Source organism: Thermocoleostomius sinensis A174 (assembly GCF_026802175.1).
GTDB classification, from domain to species: Bacteria; Cyanobacteriota; Cyanobacteriia; order Elainellales; family Elainellaceae; genus Thermocoleostomius; species Thermocoleostomius sinensis.
In genome coordinates, this window is record NZ_CP113797.1 from 3992240 (window position 1) to 4015521 (window position 23282).

Annotated in this window: 15 protein-coding genes; 9 read left to right on the plus strand and 6 right to left on the minus strand. The window is 48.5% G+C overall.

The features are described 5' to 3' along the window. Positions 1-55 precede the first annotated feature (55 nt). Entirely contained in the window at positions 56-802 is a 747-nt protein-coding gene (locus OXH18_RS17335) for a sucrose-phosphate phosphatase (protein WP_268608380.1), read from the plus strand. Between the two features lie 186 nt (positions 803-988). Here the strand turns inward: OXH18_RS17335 and OXH18_RS17340 are convergent, their stop codons facing one another. Further along, entirely contained in the window at positions 989-1627 is a 639-nt protein-coding gene (locus OXH18_RS17340; RefSeq protein ID WP_268608381.1) for an AAA family ATPase, read from the minus strand. A gap of 1847 nt (positions 1628-3474) precedes the next feature. Here OXH18_RS17340 and rfbF point away from each other — a divergent pair. The 6 genes from rfbF to OXH18_RS17370 all read left to right on the plus strand — a co-directional run bounded on the left by rfbF (position 3475) and on the right by OXH18_RS17370 (position 9550). Beyond that, entirely contained in the window at positions 3475-4248 is a 774-nt protein-coding gene (gene rfbF, locus OXH18_RS17345) for a glucose-1-phosphate cytidylyltransferase (protein ID WP_268608382.1), read from the plus strand. Positions 4249-4330: 82 nt separating this feature from the next. Then, positions 4331-5452, plus strand: coding sequence for a CDP-glucose 4,6-dehydratase (rfbG, locus tag OXH18_RS17350; protein WP_268608383.1), 1122 nt, complete (start codon positions 4331-4333; stop codon positions 5450-5452). A gap of 53 nt (positions 5453-5505) precedes the next feature. Further along, positions 5506-6045, plus strand: a complete 540-nt coding sequence (gene rfbC / locus OXH18_RS17355; RefSeq protein ID WP_268608384.1) for a dTDP-4-dehydrorhamnose 3,5-epimerase — start codon at positions 5506-5508, stop codon at positions 6043-6045. Between the two features lie 44 nt (positions 6046-6089). Continuing rightward, positions 6090-7403, plus strand: a complete 1314-nt coding sequence (locus tag OXH18_RS17360) for an NAD(P)H-dependent oxidoreductase (RefSeq protein ID WP_268608385.1) — start codon at positions 6090-6092, stop codon at positions 7401-7403. A gap of 110 nt (positions 7404-7513) precedes the next feature. Next, positions 7514-8260, plus strand: a complete 747-nt coding sequence (locus tag OXH18_RS17365) for an aspartate/glutamate racemase family protein (protein WP_268608386.1) — start codon at positions 7514-7516, stop codon at positions 8258-8260. 66 nt (positions 8261-8326) lie between these two features. Continuing rightward, positions 8327-9550, plus strand: coding sequence for an esterase-like activity of phytase family protein (locus OXH18_RS17370; RefSeq protein WP_268608388.1), 1224 nt, complete (start codon positions 8327-8329; stop codon positions 9548-9550). A 247-nt stretch (positions 9551-9797) separates the two neighbouring features. Here the strand turns inward: OXH18_RS17370 and OXH18_RS17375 are convergent, their stop codons facing one another. Then, positions 9798-10388 carry an Npun_F5749 family FMN-dependent PPOX-type flavoprotein gene (locus tag OXH18_RS17375; RefSeq protein WP_268608390.1) on the minus strand — a complete coding sequence of 197 codons (591 nt, stop codon included), beginning with the start codon at positions 10386-10388 and terminating at the stop codon, positions 9798-9800. Positions 10389-10743: 355 nt separating this feature from the next. Here OXH18_RS17375 and OXH18_RS17380 point away from each other — a divergent pair, with 355 nt between their 5' ends. Next, positions 10744-12192 carry a bifunctional folylpolyglutamate synthase/dihydrofolate synthase gene (locus tag OXH18_RS17380; RefSeq protein ID WP_268608392.1) on the plus strand — a complete coding sequence of 483 codons (1449 nt, stop codon included), beginning with the start codon at positions 10744-10746 and terminating at the stop codon, positions 12190-12192. A gap of 173 nt (positions 12193-12365) precedes the next feature. Here the strand turns inward: OXH18_RS17380 and hflX are convergent, their stop codons facing one another. After that, on the minus strand, positions 12366-14054 hold the full coding sequence (gene hflX, locus OXH18_RS17385; RefSeq protein WP_315874750.1) for a GTPase HflX: 1689 nt from the start codon (positions 14052-14054) through the stop codon (positions 12366-12368). 128 nt (positions 14055-14182) lie between these two features. Continuing rightward, the gene (locus OXH18_RS17390; protein WP_268608395.1) at positions 14183-14521 is read right to left on the minus strand and encodes a tetratricopeptide repeat protein; all 339 of its coding nucleotides are present in this window, start codon (positions 14519-14521) and stop codon (positions 14183-14185) included. A gap of 948 nt (positions 14522-15469) precedes the next feature. Here OXH18_RS17390 and OXH18_RS17395 point away from each other — a divergent pair. Continuing rightward, positions 15470-20833: an nSTAND1 domain-containing NTPase gene (locus OXH18_RS17395; protein ID WP_268608397.1), complete on the plus strand. Its 5364-nt coding sequence runs from the start codon at positions 15470-15472 to the stop codon at positions 20831-20833. Between the two features lie 107 nt (positions 20834-20940). On the opposite strand, the gene OXH18_RS17400 is transcribed toward OXH18_RS17395, so the two are convergent. Both OXH18_RS17400 and OXH18_RS17405 read right to left on the minus strand, forming a co-directional pair. Continuing rightward, on the minus strand, positions 20941-21582 hold the full coding sequence (locus tag OXH18_RS17400) for a hypothetical protein (RefSeq protein WP_268608398.1): 642 nt from the start codon (positions 21580-21582) through the stop codon (positions 20941-20943). 81 nt (positions 21583-21663) lie between these two features. After that, positions 21664-23022, minus strand: a complete 1359-nt coding sequence (locus OXH18_RS17405) for an FAD-binding oxidoreductase (protein WP_268608400.1) — start codon at positions 23020-23022, stop codon at positions 21664-21666. Positions 23023-23282 lie beyond the last annotated feature (260 nt).

Sequence of the window (23282 nt, forward strand, 5' to 3'; positions counted from 1 at the left end):
TGGGTTTCATTGATTTTTTAAGGTTCTTGTTGTAAGCGTTAATTCTCTTGTGCCAGTGAAGTTTCTTCTTGTCACCGATTTAGACCATACGTTAGTCGGCGATGCCCAAGCAACGCTGGCATTGAATCAAAAACTGGCAGCCATGCGCGATCGGCTATCTCTAATCTATGCTACTGGACGTTCCTATCTCTCGGCTCGTCAGTTAAAACATGAAGCACAACTTCTAGAACCTGACTACTGGATCACGGGCGTTGGCACAGAGATTTATCATCAGGGCAATCGCGATTCGGTGTGGGCGCAGCAACTTTCAGATAATTGGCAGCGCGAGCAAATTACCGCCTTGGTGCAGGGCTTTCCAGACTTGATTCCACAGCCAGACGACGCACAAAATCCTTGGAAAATCAGTTATTTTTTGCACTCTTCTACGGCTGATGTGATCTTGACAACTCTGCGGTTGCAGCTAGTCCAAGCGAACCTACCCGCCAAAATTATTTTTAGCAGTAACCGCGACGTAGATATTTTGCCGCTGAGTGGTGACAAAGGGTTGGCAATGACGTATGTGCGTCAACAGTTACAGTTACCTTCAGAAGCCATGCTGGTTTGTGGCGATTCAGGCAATGACATCAGCTTGTTTCAGCACGCAACTCAGGGGGTGATTGTGCGCAACGCGCAACCCGAACTGCTTGATTGGTATCGTCAATCGCAGCAATCCCCACAGTCTGAATTTTTTCGGCACTATTGGGCCCAGTCGGCTCATGCTTGGGGAATTTTAGAGGCGCTGTTTTATTTTCGCTGGTTATAGTAGCAGTACTTCGGACAGGGTTTGTAAGAACACTGAACCCCCTCGCTATGCCGTCGATTTTAGTCCTCACTCTCAATCCCTCTCCTGAAAGGTGGGAACTTCAATCTGGCTCCCTTTCGTCCTGTTCGGGAAAAGGGGCTGGGGAATAAGGGCGAATGCCGCAACTTGCAAACGCGACAGGCTCCCTTATGGAACCATTTCCATAATCTCGCGAAACAGTTGATCAAACTCTTCGGCAGCTTCTACCGCCGCTTTGCCCAATAGCTCCCACACAGTGGCTGCTTGTCCAAAGGTGTCGGCGATCGCCTGTCTCTGGTGAATTACTGTGTCAAGCACTGGCACGCCAATATTATTAAGCAGCAGCATGGCCTCGTCTTTAAGCCGAGTGCCTTTGACAGCTCTTGACAGAAAGACAGCCGCTTTGGGTGCACCATTGCGTTCAGCTTGGGCTTGGCGAATCAACCGAATTGCATCCGAGGCCGATCGCAAATCAACCCCAGATGGCTGACAAGGAATAATGGCGAGATCAGCCCGAAATAAGATGGATTTAGTGGCATCTGACAGTCCGGCTGGGCCATCTACCACCACATAGTTATAGGCTTCAGCTAACTTGGGAATACGCTGCAACAGGGTTTCTGGCTCCTGTAGCACCTCACAGGGAATATTGTCTTCTAATGACTCTAACCAGATGGAACTCGATCGCTGGGCATCGGCGTCTACAAGCAACACTTTATTACGGCGATGAACCAGCCAATAGGCCAAATGCACAGCGGTCGTTGATTTCGCACAGCCTCCCTTTTGATTAATAATGGCAATAACTGACATGCTCTCGAAACTCCCCTACTGCACTGAACAGTTCAACGAATGCCCTTGGCTTTCCATGATGCCCATGTAGATTAACTTTATAATGTTATGACTCTTTGAGATACTTCGTGTGCTCATTACAGGCAATATCGAGCGAAATTGAGGCTCAATCTAGGGAGTTGCTGAATGAGCATATGGTTGACACAGGGACAGGCACATCATCCAATTTGAGGTAGAGCAGTAGCGATTGAATCCGAGTGATCTAACCGCTCTACGAATATAGAAAAACACAACGTCTTGTACTGTAATCAAGCTAAATGGTGATTATGTCGTAACGTGGATTTTCTCCCTGCCCTTGAGTCATGGTTGTCTGAGAAATTTCATAAGCGGAACTTTTCCCACTAGGGATCAAGATTGTGGGTGCCGCCAATTACAATTAATTCACTGACTGGATTGTGTTGGAACTGATCCAATAATCCACCTAATACTCCATCGCTGTGGCAGCAAAGAATCATTGCCCTAATGCGAAAATACTAGGGCGACTAGCAAAGATAAAGATCTCGGTAATGTCGCCCGATCGCATAGCGAGTCTAAGAAGTCGAGTGTTCATGTCTAGCTAAATCACACCGCGTCATCTTCAACCAATAGCTTGACCAATACTGGCACTCAACCGCATCAATATCAATCTTTTCATGCTCGTCGGCAGGAATCATCCACTCTTGTTCATCTAAGTCAAAGGTGGTGGATGTTATACGATCACTCTTATGTTGAACCGGATAAAAAATAAATCCTGATTAACTGCCACTTCTCTACCGAGCATGAATTCCATGATTATTCTCAATACTGTTTATTCCATCTTCCTTTCTATGTTCTATTAAACAATTAATAGTGCAAACCAAAATTTTAACAGAAAATCACAAAGCAAATGGATTGAATATCTTAAAAATCGTATTTTTACCTTAACTTTTTTATTCAAAAAATTGATACATAAATTTCTAAAATTGATTAATTCATCGGTTCAAATTTAGTTTGAATGTAGTTTATACACTCGATCGGTATTTCTGCCTATTTGCTCACTCAGTAGTGCTAATAATTCCTTTCGTAGCGAAACTCCTTTCGACACATAAGCATTTGTGATAACTCAACCATCTGCATTGACAATGAAGCTAGATCCAACTCGTTCTGTTTGATGATCAGGTAAGTCAGGTAGTTGACTGCCAAAGAACTAATGAAAAAATAGTGCCAAAATCGTTTGAATCGAGCTACGGTTTGAGGCTAAGTATTAAGTCGCTTACAGCGATCGCGGCCCAATAGGTCATCTTTCATGCATTTTTTACATGGAAAATCTGTTTGTTTACTTCGCCTTTACAGGATGAATCGGCAATTCCTGTTAATCTCACTGTAGTAGGAAGAGTAAACCCGGTCTGCTGAGAAAGTGTGTGCGCCAGTTTTCAAAGGTTAGAGTTGCTGTCCTTCACGCCAGTAATACTAAAGTTATTAACCCCACAATCCAACAGAGTTGAGCAATGAAAAGTCCGAATAAAAACTAGCTGCAATAGTACTATGAATTTCCTGTTTGATGATTTGAAATAGTTTTGTAATTAGTTGATGACTCTGACGGCTTAAGTTGAGGAATAGCGACTGCTTAAGAAGCAACCGAAGAGGCAAATTCTTGAATGCAGTAAGCACAATTATTCTACTGAAATGAGTGGTTGCGTCTTAGCCACAGTCCTACCAGAGCAAGGCACAAGCAGCTTTGCTTAGGTTCTGTTTCAGCAATGGAACTAAGCGGTAAGAGTAGGAATACTTTCGAGTGCAAATCAACTGCACATTTATCCATAAATATCTGTAAACCTAGAGGTAGTTGCATGAAGGCAGTCATTTTAGCTGGTGGTTTAGGAACCCGCATTAGCGAAGAAACGGCCATTAAGCCAAAGCCAATGGTAGAGGTAGCGGGACAACCCATTCTCTGGCACATCATGAAGATCTATTCGGCTCATGGTGTTAATGACTTCATTATTTGCTGTGGGTATAAAGGCTACGTTATTAAAGAGTATTTTGCGAATTACTTTTTGCGCATGTCGGATGTGACCTTTGATATGCGCTTTAATCAAATGAATATTCATTCTGGAAATGCTGAGCCTTGGCGTGTCACATTGGTGGACACTGGTGAGAAAACCATGACGGGTGGTCGTTTGAAGCGAGTGCGTGAACACATCGGTAACGACACTTTTTGCTTCACCTATGGAGATGGGGTCAGCAATATCAATATTTCTGAGCTAATTGCTTTTCACAAGGAACAAAAGACCCTGGCAACGCTAACAGCGGTGCAACCCCCCGGACGCTTTGGTGCGATCGCCCTTGGACAAGAGCAAACCAAAATCACGAAGTTTCACGAAAAACCAGAAGGCGATGGCGCCTGGATTAATGGTGGTTTCTTCGTGCTAGAGCCAGATGTGATTGATTACATCAAAGATGACTCTACTGTTTGGGAACAAGAGCCGCTGCAAAAACTAGCCCACGACGAGCAACTTTCCGCCTTCAAGCATGATGGTTTCTGGCAACCGATGGATACCCTGCGCGACAAAAACTATCTAGAGGGACTTTGGAACAGTGGCAATGCACCTTGGAAGGTTTGGTAACGCGAGACTTCCAAAGAGTTGGAGAGAAACGACACCCCGTTCACCGGACAACACAACGTCCATTTGTATTTGAGGAGGCTCAATGAAATTCTGGCAGGGCAAAAAGGTTTTTATTACGGGTCATACAGGTTTCAAAGGCAGTTGGCTATCGGTATGGCTGCAATCATTAGGAGCGATCGTCGTTGGCTATTCACTGCCTGCTCCTACTCAGCCCAATCTCTTTGAAGTGGCTAATGTAGCTAACGGCATGGACTCCATCACTGGCGATATTCGTGACCTATCAGCGCTGCAAGCAGCCATGTCTCAACATCAGCCAGATATTGTGTTACATATGGCAGCCCAGCCCCTTGTGCGCTATTCCTACCTCCATCCGGTAGAAACCTATGCCACCAATGTGATGGGCACAGTCAATGTCTTGGAAGCGGTTCGCCACACAGACAGCGTTAAGGTTGTGGTCGTGATTACCACGGATAAGTGCTACGAAAACCGCGAGTGGGTCTGGGGCTATCGCGAACACGAACCGATGGGCGGCAAAGATCCCTACTCCAGCAGCAAAGGCTGTGCCGAACTGGTAGTCAGCGCCTATCGGGATTCTTATTTCTCACCGGAACAGTACGATCGACACGGAGTCGCAGTGGCCAGTGCTCGTGCCGGAAACGTAATCGGTGGTGGAGATTGGGCGCTCGATCGCCTCATTCCCGACATTATGCGGGCCATTCAGGAAAACCGCCCAGTGCTAATCCGCAGTCCTCGCGCTATCCGTCCGTGGCAGCATGTGCTGGAACCCTTAAGAGGCTACCTGTGCTTGGCAGAACACCTGTGGCATCATGGTCCGGAATTTGCCGAGGGCTGGAACTTTGGTCCGAACGATGAAGATGCAAAGCCCGTAGCCTGGATTGTTGAGCACCTCACCAAGCTATGGGGCAACGGCGCATCCTGGCAGATTGATGGGGCCTCCCATCCCCACGAAGCGACGTACTTGAAGTTGGATTGCTCCAAGGCTAAAGCACGTTTAGGATGGACACCTCGTACATCGCTTAGTACTGCCCTCGACTGGATTGTGGAATTCTATCGTGCCTATCAACGGCAGCAGAACATGCGAGAAGTTGTCGAAGGGCAAATCCTTCGCTTTCAGTCACTAGAACCCCCCTCTGATGCTGTCGATTTGTCGGACATGATGGTGCCGCTTACATCTACAAAGTAACTATCATCTACGCTTCCTGACACTGGCAAGAGTTGAGCTTCCTGGAGAAAATCATGTTATTTACCGAAACCAAACTCAAAGGCGCGTTCATCATTGATCTGGAATTGAAATCCGACGATCGAGGGTTCTTTGCCCGTACATTCTGCGCCAAAGAGTTTGAAGCCCATGGGTTGAAGCCTCTCGTTTCCCAATGCAACCTGTCGTTTAACCACAAAGCTGGCACGCTGAGAGGGATGCACTACCAAGTGGCTCCTGCCTGTGAAACAAAGCTGGTTCGCTGCACTCGGGGAGCGGTTTACGATGTGATCATCGATCTACGTCCAGACTCACCCACCTATCGACAGCACATTGGGGTTGAGTTGAGTGCAGATAACCGTCGAGCACTATATGTCCCCGAAATGTTTGCCCACGGCTATCAAACACTGACCGACGATGCCGAAGTTGCCTATCAGGTGACAGAGTTCTACACACCGGGCTACGAACGAGGAGCACGCTACAACGATCCAGCCTTTGGTATTGAATGGCCGGTTCCTATCACGGTGATTTCAGAAAAAGATGCCAATTGGCCGTTGGTAGAAGCGGTTCCTGTCTAATCCCCACTTAGATATCAAGACCCATAGAGTCACTAGGAGTCACTATGATCATTGTTGATACAGCGTTGAAAGCGCGTGCCGAAGCTGGTAATCCGGTCAGGGTTGGTATGATTGGTTCTGGGTTCATGGGCTGGGGCATTGCCAATCAAATTATCAATTCCGTGCCAGGAATGGATTTGGTGGCTGTCTCCAGCCGCCAACTCACCAATGCGAAACGAGCCTATGATGAGGCTGGCGTCGAGAGTGTTCGTGAAGTTAAAACGGTTGCTGAGTTAGAAGACGCGATCGCCCATGGGCAATATGCCATTACCGAAGACGCAATGTTGCTTTGTCAGGCAGACGGTATTGATGCATTAATTGAAGTCACAGGCACAATCGAGTTTGCTGCTGGCGTTGTGCTGGAAGCGATCGCCCATAACAAACATATTGTTTTGATGAATGCGGAATTGGATGGCACAATCGGTCCAATTCTGAAAACCTATGCCGATCGGGCGGGCGTGATTCTGTCGGGTTGCGATGGCGATCAGCCGGGTGTAGAAATGAACCTCTATCGCTATGTCAAAAGCATTGGTATGACGCCGCTGCTGTGCGGCAACATTAAAGGCTTGCAAGACCCGTACCGCAATCCCACTACACAAGAAGGTTTTGCCAAGAAATGGGGACAGAAAGCGCACATGGTAACGAGCTTTGCGGATGGTACAAAGATCTCGTTTGAACAGGCGATCGTCGCGAATGCAACGGGGATGAAGGTGGCAAAACGGGGCATGTTGGGCTATGACGTATCTGGACACATCGATGAGATGACCAACTTATACGATGTCGAGCAACTGAAAGAGTTGGGTGGTATCGTGGATTATGTTGTTGGCGCGAAGCCAGGGCCAGGCGTGTTTGTCTATGCCACACAAGATGACCCCAAGCATAAGCACTATTTGAGCTACTACAAAATGGGCGATGGCCCGCTGTATAGCTTCTACACACCCTATCATCTCTGCCATTTTGAAGTGCCGCTATCTGTAGCACGGGTGGTGCTATTTAAAGATCCGGTGTTGGCTCCGTTAGCCGGTCCGATGGTGGATGTGGTTGCCACTGCCAAGATTGATCTCAAAGCAGGCGATACCCTCGATGGTATTGGTTACTACATGACCTACGGGCAATGCGAAAACTCCGATATTGTTCTAGCTGAGCGGTTACTGCCAATGGGACTGGCCGAAGGTTGTCGCCTCAAGCGCGATGTACCTCGCGATCGGGTTCTCACTTATGATGATATTGAATTACCAGAAGGGCGGCTGTGCGACAAGCTACGGGCAGAACAAGACGCCTTCTTTGCTAAAGCGAAAGCAACCGTAACAGCGGCCTAGTTGACAACGCAGAGGGGCTGATTCCTAGATGATACTGATGAGATGGGTGGGATGCCCCGATCGATCTCATCAGTTTTCTAGTTTCTATTTGCCCTTTAACGCACCGCATCATGCAGCAGCTTATTCGCATCAACGTCATCAACGGCAACACCTTTGACACCATGACACGCGGAATTAATGAATCCGCGCAAGCCGCTCGCTTTCTATCCACAGAAATCATCACTACTCAACCCAGAACAGGGCCAGAATCGATCGAATCCTACTACGACGAGTATTTGGCAATTCCCGGTATTCTGGAAGAAATTGTTCTTTCTGAAGCCAACTTCGATGCCTTTGTCATTGCCTGCTGGGGTGATCCAGGCATTGAAGCGGCCCGTGAACTGACTACTAAACCGATTGTCGGCATTGCCGAAGCTAGCATGTATGTCGCCAATATGCTAGCGGCTCGCTGGGGGGTGCTTACCACTCAGCACCGCACCTTGGATATGGTAGAAAAAACGATTCACAAAGCCGGATTTTCTCATCGTTGCGTGTCGATACGGACAACCGGGCTTGCCGTAGCCGAGACCGAAACCGCTCGTGATGCTGCCGTCGATGCGTTGGAAGCGATCGGGCGGTTGGCAATCCTTGAAGACAAAGCGGAAGCCTTCTGCTTAGGATGTGCGGGCATGGGCCGACTGGATACGGAACTAGAACGGCGTTTGGGTGTTCCAATCATTGACTCAGTCGCCGCCGCCGTCAAAATGGCAGAGTCCCTCGTAGGACTGAGAAAACAAACCAGTAAAGCACTGACTTACAAACCACCAGAATCGAAGCTAATCAAAGGCTTTCCAAAACTAATGCAGCCAGGAGGATAAGCCGCAAAAGGTTGATAGGATCTAGGCTGAACTCTACGCCCCTGATTGATTCAATCAGCGTTTGTGATGCAATTTCCTTGTCTGCCTGCGATCGTCCACAACATTCAATTTGACAACCTCAGCCGCTTGCTTCGGCCTCGACTGGTGACACTGCTCTTCTTAATTTTGTTATCAGGCTGCACGTTGCCCCAGGTGAAAGCCGAGGATCGAGTGTTCCTACCTCTTAGCCTAGATTACTTGGGCGAATATACTCTCCCCAAGCAGGAATTTGAAGGAACTCCGGTGGGTGGACTATCGGGAATGACTTACAATCGGCAACGCGATCGGTTTTACGCCATTTCAGACGATCGCAGCCGACTTGCCCCGGCTCGATTTTATACCTTGAAACTGGTTCTAGATGTTGCTTCATCTTCAGACACTCAAGCAAGCCTTGGCATTCAATCTGTAGACATCGAGAAAGTAACCACACTATTGGCAAAGGATGGTAATCCCTATCCACCAGACTCCGTCGATCTCGAAGGCATCGCCCTGTCTCCGCAGCGATCGCTGTTCATTTCCAGCGAAGGCAACAGTCAGCAAGGCATTGCACCGTTTATCGCCGAGTTTGATTTAGAAACCGGGCAATGGCAACGGCAACTACCTATTCCAGACCGCTACTTGCCGCAGACAATCGATGGGCAGCCGATCGGAGTTCAGAACAACCTTGGGTTTGAATCGCTGACCCTAAATGCCGACGGTTCCACCGGAAATCCTCTAGAGCCGTTTCGGGTGTTTGCCGCCACAGAAGCGCCCCTTTACCAAGATTTATCCCTGGAATCGCCCTCCGATGAAACCAACCCGGACCCCATTCGTTTCCTACACTATTTGATTGGTGACGATCGTTCTACTCTACTAGCCGAGCATCTTTACCTAGCTGAGCCTATTCCTGAAGGAGCCGAAGGCGGATTAACGGAGTTGCTGACGTTGGATCAAGGCGGTCATTTTCTCAGCTTAGAGCGATCGTTTGGCTTAACCACGGGACTGAATGCCCAAATTTTTCAGTTAGCCACCGGAGGAGCCACAGATATTTCTGGCATTCCAGCGTTTCAAGGAGATTGGTCGGGCGTGACGCCCATTCACAAACGTCTGCTGCTGGATTTGACCGCGCTAAATATTCAGTTGGATAACCTAGAAGGAATGACGCTGGGTCCCCGTTTGCCAGACGGAACTCAAAGCTTGTTGTTGGTCAGTGATGATAACTTTAGTGATCTACAAATCACTCAGTTTTTACTATTTCGATTACGGCAATAAGTACATATGCTAGATGATTCCTGGAAAGCAGAAAACTTACTAAGCTCATTGTCTGAATTGGCGATTAGGCAAAGTCTAAAACTGTATCTTATCCCCATTTGTTGTCATGCGGCATGGCATTCACCCCCGCCTGCGACTCCTTCCCTTGCCGAAGGAGGTTGGGAGGGGTCGGCATACGGTGTAACCGGATAGAGAGTTGGTATTATCCTAAACAGCGAATGTGAATACTACCTAAGATGCGGCAATGTCATGGGTTAATTTCCTGAATTGTCCACTGAGTCTCGTTACTCGTTTCTATCCGATCGTAGCGGTGGCGATTTTGCGGATTGCCGCGTAATTCCAAGTGATCAACCTGCGTGGGATTGAGCAGCAACAAACAAAAGTTATCAAGCGGTTGAGTAGCATCAGGTGCAGAGACATCAAACTGGGTAGACACATCTCTTGGGTTGCTGGGATGAGGCCAGGCGAATTGGAGTCGGGCGGCATCCGATAGATTTTGCCATTGCTCTGTTCTGGCTGTGGCTAATTCAATCTCTTGTGTGACGGAATTGACAATTGCCAAAGTCCCCAACAAGCGAAACTGTTCCCGCGTTTTCGGGAAGTACCAGCACAACTCACCCCACGGTTGCTGCACAATTTGCCCGATTTTATCACTGCGATTGTCGGTGACAAACTTCAACTGATTGGTGTCGTTCAGAAAACCGCGAAAGACGATCGTCCGGTTGGCAGGGCGTCCATCTCGTTGCACAGTTGCCAGTTGCGCATAACGGGAATAAGCCAACGATCGGTTACGGTACAGGGCATGGGCGAGGGGTTGTCGCCAAGGAGCAAGCTTCATGAGCGAAGAGTAATGGTGATCTTTATCCATTGTGCCAAGCTGAGTTACAGTCATAGTCCTGATTGACTGACAACTCGTTGCCCCCTCATCCCCACTCCTTTCTCCAGATAGGGTGAGGGGAGCGAGTGTTGTTCAGTCACTCAGAGTCACAAGCTCACATGCGATAAGGAGGTTGCTTTATTCTTGATTCCTTTATCCTTTAGGTTGGTTCGTCTCGTTAGCAGGTTGACTCCCGACGCTTACCAACCTAATCCTCTTCCCGACTCCCAACCACTCAATCAAAATTCGATAAGATGCTGAGACGAGCATTGTGCTTGATCCCCAATCTTGATTTGTAGAACCTCAAATTTCTTATATGAGCACCGCCGATCGCCATAGAAACGATCCTTTTACAAATACACCGATTATTAATAATCAGAGTATTGATCAGAACCACCACTCCACCCCAACCGATTACAACGCGGCGGCCCTAGCTGAAGTCAATGTTTTACTTGATCAATTTGCGCACTTTGGTGTTGAACTCGGACTCGATCGCATTCACCGCCTATTAGCAGACTTAGGCAACCCACAACAGCAAGTTTCCATCCTGCACGTCGCCGGCAGCAACGGTAAAGGCTCTGTGTGTGCTTTCCTGTCTTCTGTTTTAACCGAGGCGGGCTACCGAGTTGGACGCTACACCTCTCCGCATTTAGTCACCTGGTGTGAACGTATTTGTATCAATCAGCAAGAAATTGCACCAACCACTCTTCTGCACCTGCTCAAACAAACCATTACCGCCATTCGACCAGACGCCCCATCTCCAACCCAGTTTGAAGTTATTACTGCTGCTGCCTGGCTATACTTTGCTCAACAGCGCGTTGATATTGCTGTCATTGAAGTTGGCTTAGGTGGACGCTTGGACGCCACCAATGTTTGCGATCGGCCGCTCGTCAGCATCATCACCTCCCTCAGCCGCGAACACTGGCAAAAACTTGGGCCTACCTTGGCAGACATTACCCGTGAAAAAGCAGGCATCTTAAAACCAGGATGTCCTGCTGTGATAGCCCCCCAACCTCCCGAAGCCACCGCCGTTTTGCAACAGCGCCTCACGGAACTCAATTGCCCTGCTCTCTGGGTACAACCTTCGATCGCCACCCAATCAGGCTGGGCCACCTTTCAAAACAACCTATCCATCCCCTCCCATCCCCACTTCAAACTCTTGCCACTCACCTACCCCTTACCCCTACCGGGTCTACATCAACGGGTTAACTCTGCCTTGGCAATCGCTACCCTGCAATGGCTTCAGCACCAGGGGTGGAAAATCACCGAACAGCAAATTCAGCAAGGCATGGCAAAAACTCAATGGCCCGGGCGCTTGCAGTGGATCATGTGGCAAAACCACGACATTTTGATTGATGGCGCGCATAATCCAGCCGGAGCCGCCATGTTACGTCAATATCTTGATTACGAAATTGAACACAGCGATCGGGTTACACCCCCCATTCACTGGGTTATGGGCATGTTATCCACCAAAGATCATGCAGATGTTTTCCAAGCCTTGCTGCGATCGGGCGATTCCCTCCACCTCGTTCCTGTTCCAGATCACCTATCTGCTAACTTAGAGGAACTAGCGGCCCTCGCTCAGAAAACTTGTCCTACCTTAAAAGATTGCCAAATTTATGATAATGCGCTGGCTGGCTTAGAAGCCGCCATACAATCTCGATCGAACTCAAAGCCAACTCTGGTACTCTGTGGATCGCTGTATCTTATTGGGTACTTCTTCAAACATCTAGCCAACGAGCAGTCGCTCAATGAACAGGCTTAGCCTGCATTATGCATAAGCAACGATAATAAACATCACCTAAATTCCGGTGCTCACTCTCCCCCAGAGGACACAGTGGAAGCCCGAGCAAAACCTGTTTAGGCAAGTAAGTTGAAATATCCGTAATGCCCTCTTTTCGATCGGTTCCAGTTAGCGGGTTCCAATTAACTAGTTAATTAATTAGACGCTACTGCATAGTGTACTAACTGCGCCAATCGTTGACGTAAGGTTTCCAACCCCAGCCGATCGCTGGCTGAAATGAACACCGCCTGTGGATATTCTTCTTTGGCAAAGGCAAGGGTTTCGCTATCTACTTGATCAACTTTGTTAAACACCAACAGCGCCGGGCCAGGTGTGACGGGCATTTCCGAGAGAATCGTCATCACCGATCGAATCTGGCTTTGCCAAGCCGAGTGAGATAAATCCACCACATGCATTAACGCATCTGCTTCGGTGACTTCTTCTAAAGTGGCACGGAACGCATCCATCAGCGAAGGCGGCAAATCATGAATGAAGCCGACTGTATCTGTGAGGACAATTGATAATGGCTTGTGAGTTTCGGCATTGGTAATTGTCAGTCGCCGAGTGGTGGGATCAAGCGTCGCGAATAGCTGATCGGCAGTGTAAACCTCTGCATTAGTCAGCACATTCAGTAGGGTAGATTTGCCAGCATTGGTATAGCCCACAATCGCAATCGAGGGCACTTCTTGATGTTGCCGCTGTTGTCGCAGCCGCGATCGATGCGCTTGCAGTTGATTCACTTCTTGTTGCAACCGCGAAATCCGTCGTTGAATGGCGCGGCGTTCGGTTTCCAATTTGGTTTCACCGGGCCCCCGTGTGCCAATTCCACCCCCCAATCGAGACATAGCCCGTCCCCGTCCTGCTAGCCGCGGCAGCATATATTCCAACTGTGCTAGTTCTACCTGTAATTTTCCCGCCCCAGATTGAGCCCGTTGCGCAAAAATATCTAAAATGACCTCCGTCCGATCGACGACTCGAAGACCAATCTGCATTTCCAAGTTGCGTACCTGAGCCGGAGACAAATCGCGATCGAACACAATTAAATTTGCACCAACTGTTTGAGCAGCCAGGGCAATTTCCTGAACTTTGCCTTCGCCTACCACGGTTTGAGGATGGGGAGCCGGGCGCTTTTGTCGTAACACCTGAAGCACTTCGCCGCCCGCCGTTTCCACGAGTCGCGCCACTTCCAACAATCCATCCTGGAAGCGCTGAGCCGATAAATGATTGGTCATTAACCCCACCAGTAGCACGCGATCGTGCTCAGAGCTAATCTGTTGGGCAACATACTCTCGTCGAAATTCTTCTTCCAAGCCCTCTACAAGAGCGAGAAAGTCTTGCTGAGACAACACATCCAGATTAAGGGGAGGAGAAACCGTCCAGGTTACTTCTGGATGCGGAACCAAGTGCGCTAAATAGGTTTGCTTCACATATCCGGTTGCACCGCCGCCTCGTCGCTCAAACCCCCCTCCTGAGAGAGTAAGAGTCACCAATGCATCAAGTCGCTGAAGGACCATGGCAGTGAGGACGGCATCACTGGGCGCTTCTGATTTCAGTTGGGTCGCAATGCAGCGAATACCGCTCAAGCGTTCTGCCCCATAGCGCGGCAATTCCAGGGGTGGAATTTGGGTTTGGCGAACTGTTCCTACACCGACCCGAATCACCTGTCCACGCCGATTGACATACGCACAGACAGGCTGATTTATATCGGTACTGATGGCAGCCAAACGCTGGGCAAACTCGAACGTAGTGATGCGATCGCCTGGCAATCGCTGGTGATAGAGCCGCTGTAACTGCTTGATTTGGCTAGGCTTCAAGCCCTGAAGATGACCGTAGATCGTTTCGATAGGCGCATTTGACTCGCGATGGAGTCTACAAACTCGACTGCGATTATTCTATCAATCCTCCGATCGATCGGGTTCAATTGATAACGGGTAGCCCTCACACTCAGGTATCAGTTTCAGATGTCAGTAGGCTATCTATTAACCCATGCTTGCCGGAGCGACTCAAATTGCTGCTTAAGCCAGCGTCTGATTCTAGCTTTTGGAGACAGATAGTCCTGACCCACCGCGCGATCGTAACTGGCATAAGCTTCTTGATAGCGCCCCAAGCGGTGCAGAGCAACCCCCCGAAACGTCCAGGCTTCTGAATAGTCTGGGCTAATTGCAATCGCTCGATCGCAGCTTTCCAAGGCTTCTGAATACTGCTCTAGGTGAATTAGCATGACTGCCCGAAACACCCAGGCTGCCGTATCATTTGGCTGTAAGGCGATCGCACGATCGAAACTGTCCAGTGCCTCAGCATAGTTGCCCAAATTGGCCAGATCGTTTCCGCGTAAAAACCAGGCTGCATTACTCTAGTCTAGTAATTCGGTTTGATTAAAATCAGTAAGCACTCTCTTCATAGATGCTACAAGTTAAGGAATATAAGCACCCCTCAGTTCACTCATCCTAATCAGCCATGCCTGCTTAATCTGGATTAGAAGTAACACTCGATCTAGTCTTACACAAGACGAGACTAAAGAACTTTATTCCAATCTATCTTTACTTTAAAAAAAACTAAAAAATCATTGTAAAGAAACTGTAATCTTACTGAGGTCGAGTAGAAAGCGACCGAGATCACTGCCAAAGTTCAGAATTTCCTCTTAAGTAAAAACTGGGAAATCCTATTTTTTCTCCTACCAATCATCGTATTTCAACGGAGAAATTAAATACAATTCATGTTTGTTATTTAAGCGTATTGCAAGTAGTTTCTCTCAACTAAAACCCACTGTTTAAATAAGGGTTTTCACCCCCTTGTACAGAGTGTAAAAGTTTGGTTATTTTCATTTTAGAAGTTGTTCCTTCTCAAAAATTTAATGCAAGAGCAATTGTTGATCTTCATTGAAGTTTAGAAGCGGTGAAAGACCATTTTTAAGCGAGACGCTGATGGCAATCTACCTCTCTGAATTTTAACGAGAGGAAACTCAGTCTCTACGCTTCCATTCGGTGCGTAATCTTTAGCGAGGCTCAAATGAACTCGCAGATTCACACTGACTTTTATCGAGGGCAGACGCGAAATCGTTCGTTGATTGCAAGAATCTTCTAGTTTTCCCTAACAACAGCTAGCCATGAGTTGGGGGACTTTGACAGGCGATTGCTCTGTCTTCAGAGAATCCAATTTTTTTAAGTCAATCAATTTAATACGCTAGTTCTAACAATTATTCATCGGCCCTTATTTTTGTCCTCAATCGTTGATTTCAATACAAAGGGGTAAGTGAATTGTGCGGGATGCCTTGGTGGTCGGAATTAATACTTATCAATCTCTGCCGAACTTAAAAGCACCAGCTAGAGATGCGGAAGCGATCGCCCAAATGCTGCAATCCCAAGGCGAGTTTCGGGTGCATCGTGTGCCAGAAGTTATTCAAGCTGGCAAAACAGCGGTAGGTCAAAAAACGCAGGTGACACTGCGCGAATTAGAAACTGCCCTGATCAATTTGTTCAAACCAAAAGGCAATCACTGTCCACAGACGGCATTGTTTTACTTTTCGGGCCATGGGCTTCAGCGAGAAGCAGGTATCCAAGAAGGCTATCTAGCTTTGAGTGATTCTCACCCCGATAAGGGGTTCTATGGATTATCGCTATTTTGGCTGCGGCGGTTACTACAAGAAAGCCCTGTTCGACAACGCATTATTATGTTGGATTGTTGCCACAGCGGTGAATTGCTGAACTTTTTAGAAGCTGATCCGGGGGCACAGTCGGGCATCGATCGCCTGTTCATGGCAGCTTCTAGGGAGTACGAAACCGCATTTGAATCATTAGACAGTCCCTACAGTGTTTTCACGCAAGCCATTCTCACTGGCTTGGAACCGCGCCGGGTTGAATCGGGAATTGTCACCAATCACTCTTTGACTGACTATGTGAATCATGCCCTCAAGGGTGAAATTCAACAGCCATTATTTGAAAGTTCAGGAAGTGAGATTGTCTTGACTCGGCAGACGGGTTTACCTACAGCTACCCCAACCGTCATTAAATCTACAGACATTTGCCCTTATCGAGGCTTGGAATCGTTTGATGAAGCACATGCTGATTTTTTCTTTGGACGAGAAGATCTAACCGAAACCCTCATCACCAAACTCAAAGCCGATCGCTTTGTAGCCGTTGTTGGGGCATCAGGCATCGGTAAGTCTTCATTGGTGCGAGCCGGCATGCTAACGCGGCTGCGACGAGAGAAAACCGCGACAGGAGACGATCGTTGGCGCATCAAGTTCATCACTCCAACTCGACATCCGCTCAAAGGTTTGGCCGCCACCTTCATCGATGCCGCAGCTTCAGATTTAGAACGGGCTGAACAACTGCGCCGAGCCGAGGAATTCTTACAAGACGGTGGTAATGGGCTAGCGCAACTGGTACGGGCCAGTCTACCAATTCACTCTACGTCGTCTGAATTGAATGTACGAGAACGATCGCGCTTATTGCTGGTTGTTGACCAATTTGAAGAGGTGTTTACCCTATCTCAAGGCTCGGAGGCAGAACAGGAACGCCAACAATTTTTTAATTGCTTGCTAGGAGCGGCTGAGCTTGCCAAAGATTGCCTCAGCTTGGTGATTGTGCTGCGCACGGATTTTTTACCCAAATGTTTGCTCTATGAAGGATTAGCCAGCCAAATTGAACACCACCAACTCATGGTAATGCCGCTGAAATATGAGCAGATTAAAGCAACGATCGTACGTCCGGCTCAAAAGGCAGGACTGGTGTGTGAGCCAAACTTGGTATATACCATGCTGCTCGATATTTCGGGTGCACCCGGAGAACTGCCACTGTTGCAGTACACGCTATTGGAACTATGGCAACGCCGACGAGTTAATTCAACAGGCTCGATCGCTCGATTGACCTTAGAAGCGTATCAAGAACTAGGAGGCGTGCGCGGCACCCTACAAAAACGAGCCACTGATGTGTTTTACAGCTTAACAGAACCTGAACAAGCCATTGCCAAGCGCATCTTTCTGGCTTTAACTCAACTGGGAGATGGAACCGAAGACACACGCCGCCGAGTCGCAAAATCAGAACTCATCAGTCCAGCTTATCCGACTGAGTTAGTTGATCGAGTGTTGGAAAAGTTAGTGAAGGCTAAACTGATTGTCACTAATCAAGATGTAGATGTTGTTCACGAAGCGTTAATTCGTAATTGGTCACTCTTACGGACTTGGTTAACAGAACATCGAGAAACATTACGACGATCGCGCAGGGTTGAACAATCGGCCCAAGAATGGGATAGAGCCGGACAGCCACCCGCTGGCGATTATTTGCTTTCGGGGTTACGGTTGGAAGACGCCGAAGACCTATTAAAAAACTGTGAAAATGAACTGTCTACGCTGGCGCAAAAGTTTATTACCGTCAGCCGAGAAGAATCTCGACAGGCCAGACGAGAATCTTGGCAACTACAAATTGCGGTTCCTTCTGTGTTACTAGCCGCCCTAACAATTGTATTTAGCCAGTATTACAAGTCTGTGGAATCACAAGCTGAACGAGTACAACAGTTGCAAACGGCGACTTCACGCGAACGAGCCGCGATCGCTCAGTCCATTCTGCAAGAAACCAATAGCGATCCAATGTCTGCGTTGCTAGTGAGCCGCTTAGCGGCTGAACAAGGGAGAGGTAATGTAGAAGCGCAGTCCAGTTTGCGCGCCGCCTTGCAAGCCCTGCGATTACAACTAGAACTATCCGGACACACCGGGGGCGTTCATCAGATTACCTTTAGCCCGAATCAGCGCTATCTGGCAACCGCCAGCGCGGATGGCACGATTCGCCTTTGGGCTATTCACCCTCAAACAATTTACAACACCAGCCTGGAACCAAGCCGAGTTTTGTTGTGGTCTACTTCTGGACACAGACCTGACTCTCATGGTTATTCAGACAGAGGAGTAGAACCATGTCAAAACTTAAACTGCACTCAGACGAGCGAGGCAGCGGTAGACGTAGTATCGGTTCGTTTTAGTCCAGATAGTCGATTGATTGCGGCGATCGCCAAAGATTCAGCAACGGTTAAAATTTGGTCTGTTGAATCTTCGATAGCACCTTCTGTTGAGTCTATTGAGTCGAACTCTGAGTTAAACTCGGCTAGGTTACAGCTAACGGCCCCGTCTATTGTAACGCAAGCAATCTTTAGCCCAAATGGTCAATGGATTGCGACCGCTCATGAAGATCGATCGATTTCTATTTGGCAGGTGTCTACCGGCCAGTTGGTGACTCGGATTCCTAATGCCCATATCACTCAAACCCAAACAGCCATTCAGTTCACTACGGATGGACGCTATCTGCTCTCGTCTAGTTCCGATCGCACGCTCCAGCTTTGGCAATTATTGCCCCAAGCGAACCATAAACTAACGGTAGAAAAAGCCGCAACGTTGACCCATCCCACAACCATCAATCATGCCGTGATTAGTCCTTCTGGTCAGTGGGTGGCAATCGCTGATATGAAGGGAGAGGCACATCTTTGGAACATTGCTACTGGACACCAGGTGAAGACACTAAAACCTCCTGATGCTTCACCAACATCCCAGCTTCCAGTTCCCATTACTCAGCTACAATTTAGCCCTACCGAATCTATCTTAGCGATAGCGGACGCTGATTATCGTCTTCAACTTTGGAATTTGAACTCTGGAAAATTGTGGCACACTCTTACACCTGTCCATGGTTCTGATACCGTAACTAATTCTAGGATTGAAACTGCACTTGAAGCGGCGAATAAACCAGAAATAACTCCTGCACTCCAGGCTCCTAGAGATTTACTGAGCTTTAATCCTACTGGAACCATATTGGCGACAGCAAAACCTAATACAGCAAAACCTAGCGATTCTCATAGTGTTTATCTATGGAATACACAAACAGGAGAGAGAATCGGTACCTTACCAGGGCACAACAAGCCTGTAGAAGCACTGCAATTTAGCCCAGACGGAACCTACATTGCTACAGCGAGTGCTGATGGTCTAGTGCGGTTGTGGGCAGCCGAAACAGGCGGAGAATTACCGACCATTCAGTTGCCAGACGCAGCCATTGAATGGGCAACATTTCTGGAAAATGCACCTGCGTCCATACAACCCGTTTCTACTACCCCCTTTTCATCGCCAACCGCCCTATTGCCGCCTAAAAATCAGAACTTATTGGATCAGAAAGCGTCTCACAATGATTCAATCCTCGCATCTCATTCGGCTATTTTGAGCAATCGTGAAGTTGGTCAATTCAATCAACCACTTTCTCCAGACAAGGTGGTCAAAGCAGAGAAAGCACTAGTGAATTTGGTTACAGTGTCTGCTTCAGGGCGACTGCAACGGTGGCAAATAGTTGCTGACCCGTTGGTCTTGTCACCACCTGCTCAATTTGCAAATTCGATCGTTGCGACAACCACTGCGCCATCACAAGGCTTTGGGCAGCAAGTTCTGGCACTTTTAACTCGCCCCTTTCACGGGTTTGCAATCACTTCTCATCAAACTATTGGTTCTATACCAGCCAAGATTTCTACGACAGGCGCTCCACCTTCCACTGATCCACGCCAATCGTCCCCACCAATTACTACGGCTTCAATGGCACACTCGATGCACACCGTTACATCTATTCAGATAGCACCTAACGCCCAGCAATCGTTGAGCAGCGTCACGCTAAGTGCTGATGGACGCCTACTAGCCACTGCTACTCCGGAAGGATGGATTGAAATTTTTCAGATTGAAGCCAATCAGTCCACCACACTACTGCATCGCATTCAGAATCGGCGAATGTTTCCTGACCGTAACTCAAGGCTGGACACAGTCACCTTAGAGTCCATCCCAACCCTGCAATTCACTAGCTTCGAGCCTACCTCCGCTCCTTCGTTGCCAGCACCCACGCGATCGCTTGCCGCCCCATCACCATCACTAGAGCCGATTACCCTACGACACCTTTCGTTTAGTTCAGACAATCGATTTTTGTTGGGTCTTGCCGATGATTTTACCGTGCGGTTGTGGGACGTGCAGTCGGGGCGATCGCTGCACATTTGGCAGGGGCATCAAGCGACGGTGCAACAAGCGCGGTTTAGTCCAGACGGACAGTGGGTCGCGTCCGCAAGTTGGGATCAAACTGTGCGAATTTGGCATGTTTCATCAGGAAGGTTACAAAAAACAATTCCCCATCCTGATTCGGTTAGCAGTGTCAGTTTTAGTGCAGATAGTCAGCAACTTGTCAGTGCGAGTTGGGATGGTATCGCTCGCGTGTTTGACGTTCGCACTGGAGAACAACAGCTTTCATTGAATGGACATCAACCAGCGCTGTTGGACGCTGCATTTAGTCCAGATGGAACCCTGATTGCAACGGCGAGTGCGAGTGGCATCGCTCAACTGTGGAGTGCTCAGACAGGCTTAATACAAGCTGAATTGATGCCTAATCGTTCTGGTGCAGAGGCTGCATCCATTTCACAGGTGTTTTTCAGCCCTGATAGTCAATACCTAGCCACGTTAACCAAAGATGGAAAAGTGCATCTGTGGGCAGCTACGTGGGAAATGCTGTTGAAACTGGCCCGCGATCGCAGCTTGCGGCAACTCAGCCAAGATGAATGCAATCGGTATCTAAAATTAACGCCTGAGGAGTGCCCGGCATTGGTGTTGGGAAGTCGTTAGGAAATGGGACGTAGGAAACATGGATAGGACAATTTTGTGCTCCAAATCCATCCATTCCAGGTTCCAGAAACCTAAAGATTATTCCAGCCTATTCATCTGTTGTCAGATCACTCCATACGACCGCCAATATTGCTTTCTCGTCCTGCACTATTTTCGATTGATTCTAATGCTGCTCGTGATCCAGCAATGATATCCCGCTCTTCGCCGCCCAAAAACAGCCGCCCAAAGCTGCCCACGGCTGACACATGCAGAATATTGATTAAGGCAGCTTTTTCGGCTTCGTTGGCTGCCAGCGAGGCATAGGCGGCTGGTTCCACTTCCAGGACGTATAGACTTTGCCCCGCCAAAATCATATTACCTTTACGGGTGCGGTTAATCAGTTGGGTGTGGTGGGCGTCGATATTGCGAATGATTTGACTAGACACGACACGGGGTTTAATGCAATCTGCTGGACGAGCATCGATCGCCGCCAAAACGGCTCGCCCGGCTGCCAATGTATCGCTTTGACGACTAGCATGGATTTCCAGCAGACCATACAACCGCTCAATGATCAACACCCCTGGACGGACTGCCGCTGCTTTGAGGGCGATGTCCATCAGGCGATTGATTTCAATGCCAGGCGAAATTTCAATCCACAACGAAGAATCTCCTGGTAAGGGTAAAAATCCCAAGGCTTGCGTTCCCAAATAGGCAGCGTGCTGGGGTTGCAAACTGTCCAGATAAACATAACTACGAAGATCAATTCCCAAGGTGTGTCAATCAAAGCTCGGCATTCCTTACCATTATCGCCGAGTTGTTACAGAAATTCATAGAAATCCAAATTAGCAAGGCTACTGCTGTTGTTCCCAAGCTCGAATTTTGCCAGGGTTTAGCAAGCCATAGGGATCGACCATTGCTTTAAACTGCATCTGTGCTGGGTCCATCACTTTGCGTCCGCCATCTTCAATGATGTAGGTATGGGGGTTAGCAATGAAGGCCCCGTTGTCTTCGTGATAGTGAATGATTTCGTAAAGGCGATCGGCTGTAGTGTAGCGCACAAGTTGCAGGGCAGCCGGTAGCACGACCCCGTTAACCCGAATGAACTCCAGATGCATCATCACTTCATCGCCAAAGTGGTGATACATGTGCTCTACCAGCTTCAGATCTTTGTCGGCAGGAAATAGGGTTTGTAGATAAGTCAGGCTTGGATCGACACTGCGGGCGTGAAGGGTGGTGTGATTCCAGGTAAACTCGCCAATGGCTACACCTTTGCCGGACTCCTGCGCCGATTTTTGATAGCAAATTGTGCCACCAAATTCCTTCAGCAGTTCTCCAAATGGTTCGAGACAAGGTTCAGCTACCATCAGTAGAGCGCAGTGACTACCCACTGGAATCATGGTGCGCAGGGCCGCAAAATAATCAGAAATGGGGGCAGCGCAGATGCAGATGAGTTTCTTGACAATGCCATCGGCATCCCCTAACGCTTGCCCAAACCGAGCAGCGGTCATGAAATCGGGAAAGGTGGCAACTAATTCTGTCCAGGGATAGGCTGGGCCCAGTGGGATTTCTAGTTCTGTGATAATGCCGTTTGTCCCCCAAGCGTGGGCCACTTTGTAAACGTCGTCACCGCGTAGTTCAATGACTTGAGGTTCGTCTTCCATCGTCACAACGCGCAACGCCAACAGATTTCCACGATCGCGCAATTGTCCATAGGTAATGGAGCCGATGCCACCACTGCCGCCGCCAATAAAGCCGCCGATCGTCGCAGTACGGTAGGTAGAAGGAGCCATGCGAATTTCCCAACCCATTTCTCGTGTTTGCTTGTCCAAGGCTGCCAACTTTACACCCGCTTCAACCCGTGCCATGCCTGGTTTTACCCACTTTACCGCTTGCAGCTTAGTTAAATCCAGCACGACCCCGCCCCGCAATGGCACACATTGCCCATAGTTGCCCGTTCCCGCCCCGCGAATCGTGACCGGAACACGATGCTGAACACAAACCGCCGCTGCTTTCATTACCTCTGCTTCGTTGGCAGGACGTACAACCAAATCGGCTACTTTATCATCGAGATCTGCCCGCAGAAGCGGACTATAGCTGTAGTAGTCTTTAGATAGCCTGGCAACCTGAACTGGATCTCGAATAATTTCAATCTCCCCTAACGCAGCCACTAGGGAGTCCCAATCGATTGATCGTGTTGCAGCAGCAGTCATTCAACAGCCTCCATCCGTAAACCAGATTAAGTGTCCCCATGATCGCCCGTTATGACCAAGTCGTAAAGGGATTGCTTGCACAGTTGGCGAAGAGAGGGAATCTGAACCTTCTGGCGATACTTTTTGCCGATGTCTACTCTACTGAAAGACTAATTGAAAAACTGGTACACACACTACGATCGCAATCGATTGGGGCAAATTGCGCCATCAATAACTTGAAGATGACAAGCTTATACAACCTCTCTATTACAACCTCTCTA

Bases quoted from the DNA above. Each gene is read 5' to 3' on its own strand.
- OXH18_RS17360 (WP_268608385.1), top strand. From the start codon at position 6,090: ATGATCATTGTTGATACAGCGTTGAAAGCGCGTGCCGAAGCTGGTAAT.
- OXH18_RS17340 (WP_268608381.1), bottom strand. From the start codon at position 1,627: ATGTCAGTTATTGCCATTATTAATCAAAAGGGAGGCTGTGCGAAATCA.
- OXH18_RS17375 (WP_268608390.1), bottom strand. From the start codon at position 10,388: ATGAAGCTTGCTCCTTGGCGACAACCCCTCGCCCATGCCCTGTACCGT.
- rfbG (WP_268608383.1), top strand. From the start codon at position 4,331: ATGAAATTCTGGCAGGGCAAAAAGGTTTTTATTACGGGTCATACAGGT.
- rfbF (WP_268608382.1), top strand. From the start codon at position 3,475: ATGAAGGCAGTCATTTTAGCTGGTGGTTTAGGAACCCGCATTAGCGAA.
- OXH18_RS17380 (WP_268608392.1), top strand. From the start codon at position 10,744: ATGAGCACCGCCGATCGCCATAGAAACGATCCTTTTACAAATACACCG.
- rfbC (WP_268608384.1), top strand. From the start codon at position 5,506: ATGTTATTTACCGAAACCAAACTCAAAGGCGCGTTCATCATTGATCTG.
- OXH18_RS17405 (WP_268608400.1), bottom strand. From the start codon at position 23,022: ATGACTGCTGCTGCAACACGATCAATCGATTGGGACTCCCTAGTGGCT.
- OXH18_RS17365 (WP_268608386.1), top strand. From the start codon at position 7,514: ATGCAGCAGCTTATTCGCATCAACGTCATCAACGGCAACACCTTTGAC.
- OXH18_RS17370 (WP_268608388.1), top strand. From the start codon at position 8,327: ATGCAATTTCCTTGTCTGCCTGCGATCGTCCACAACATTCAATTTGAC.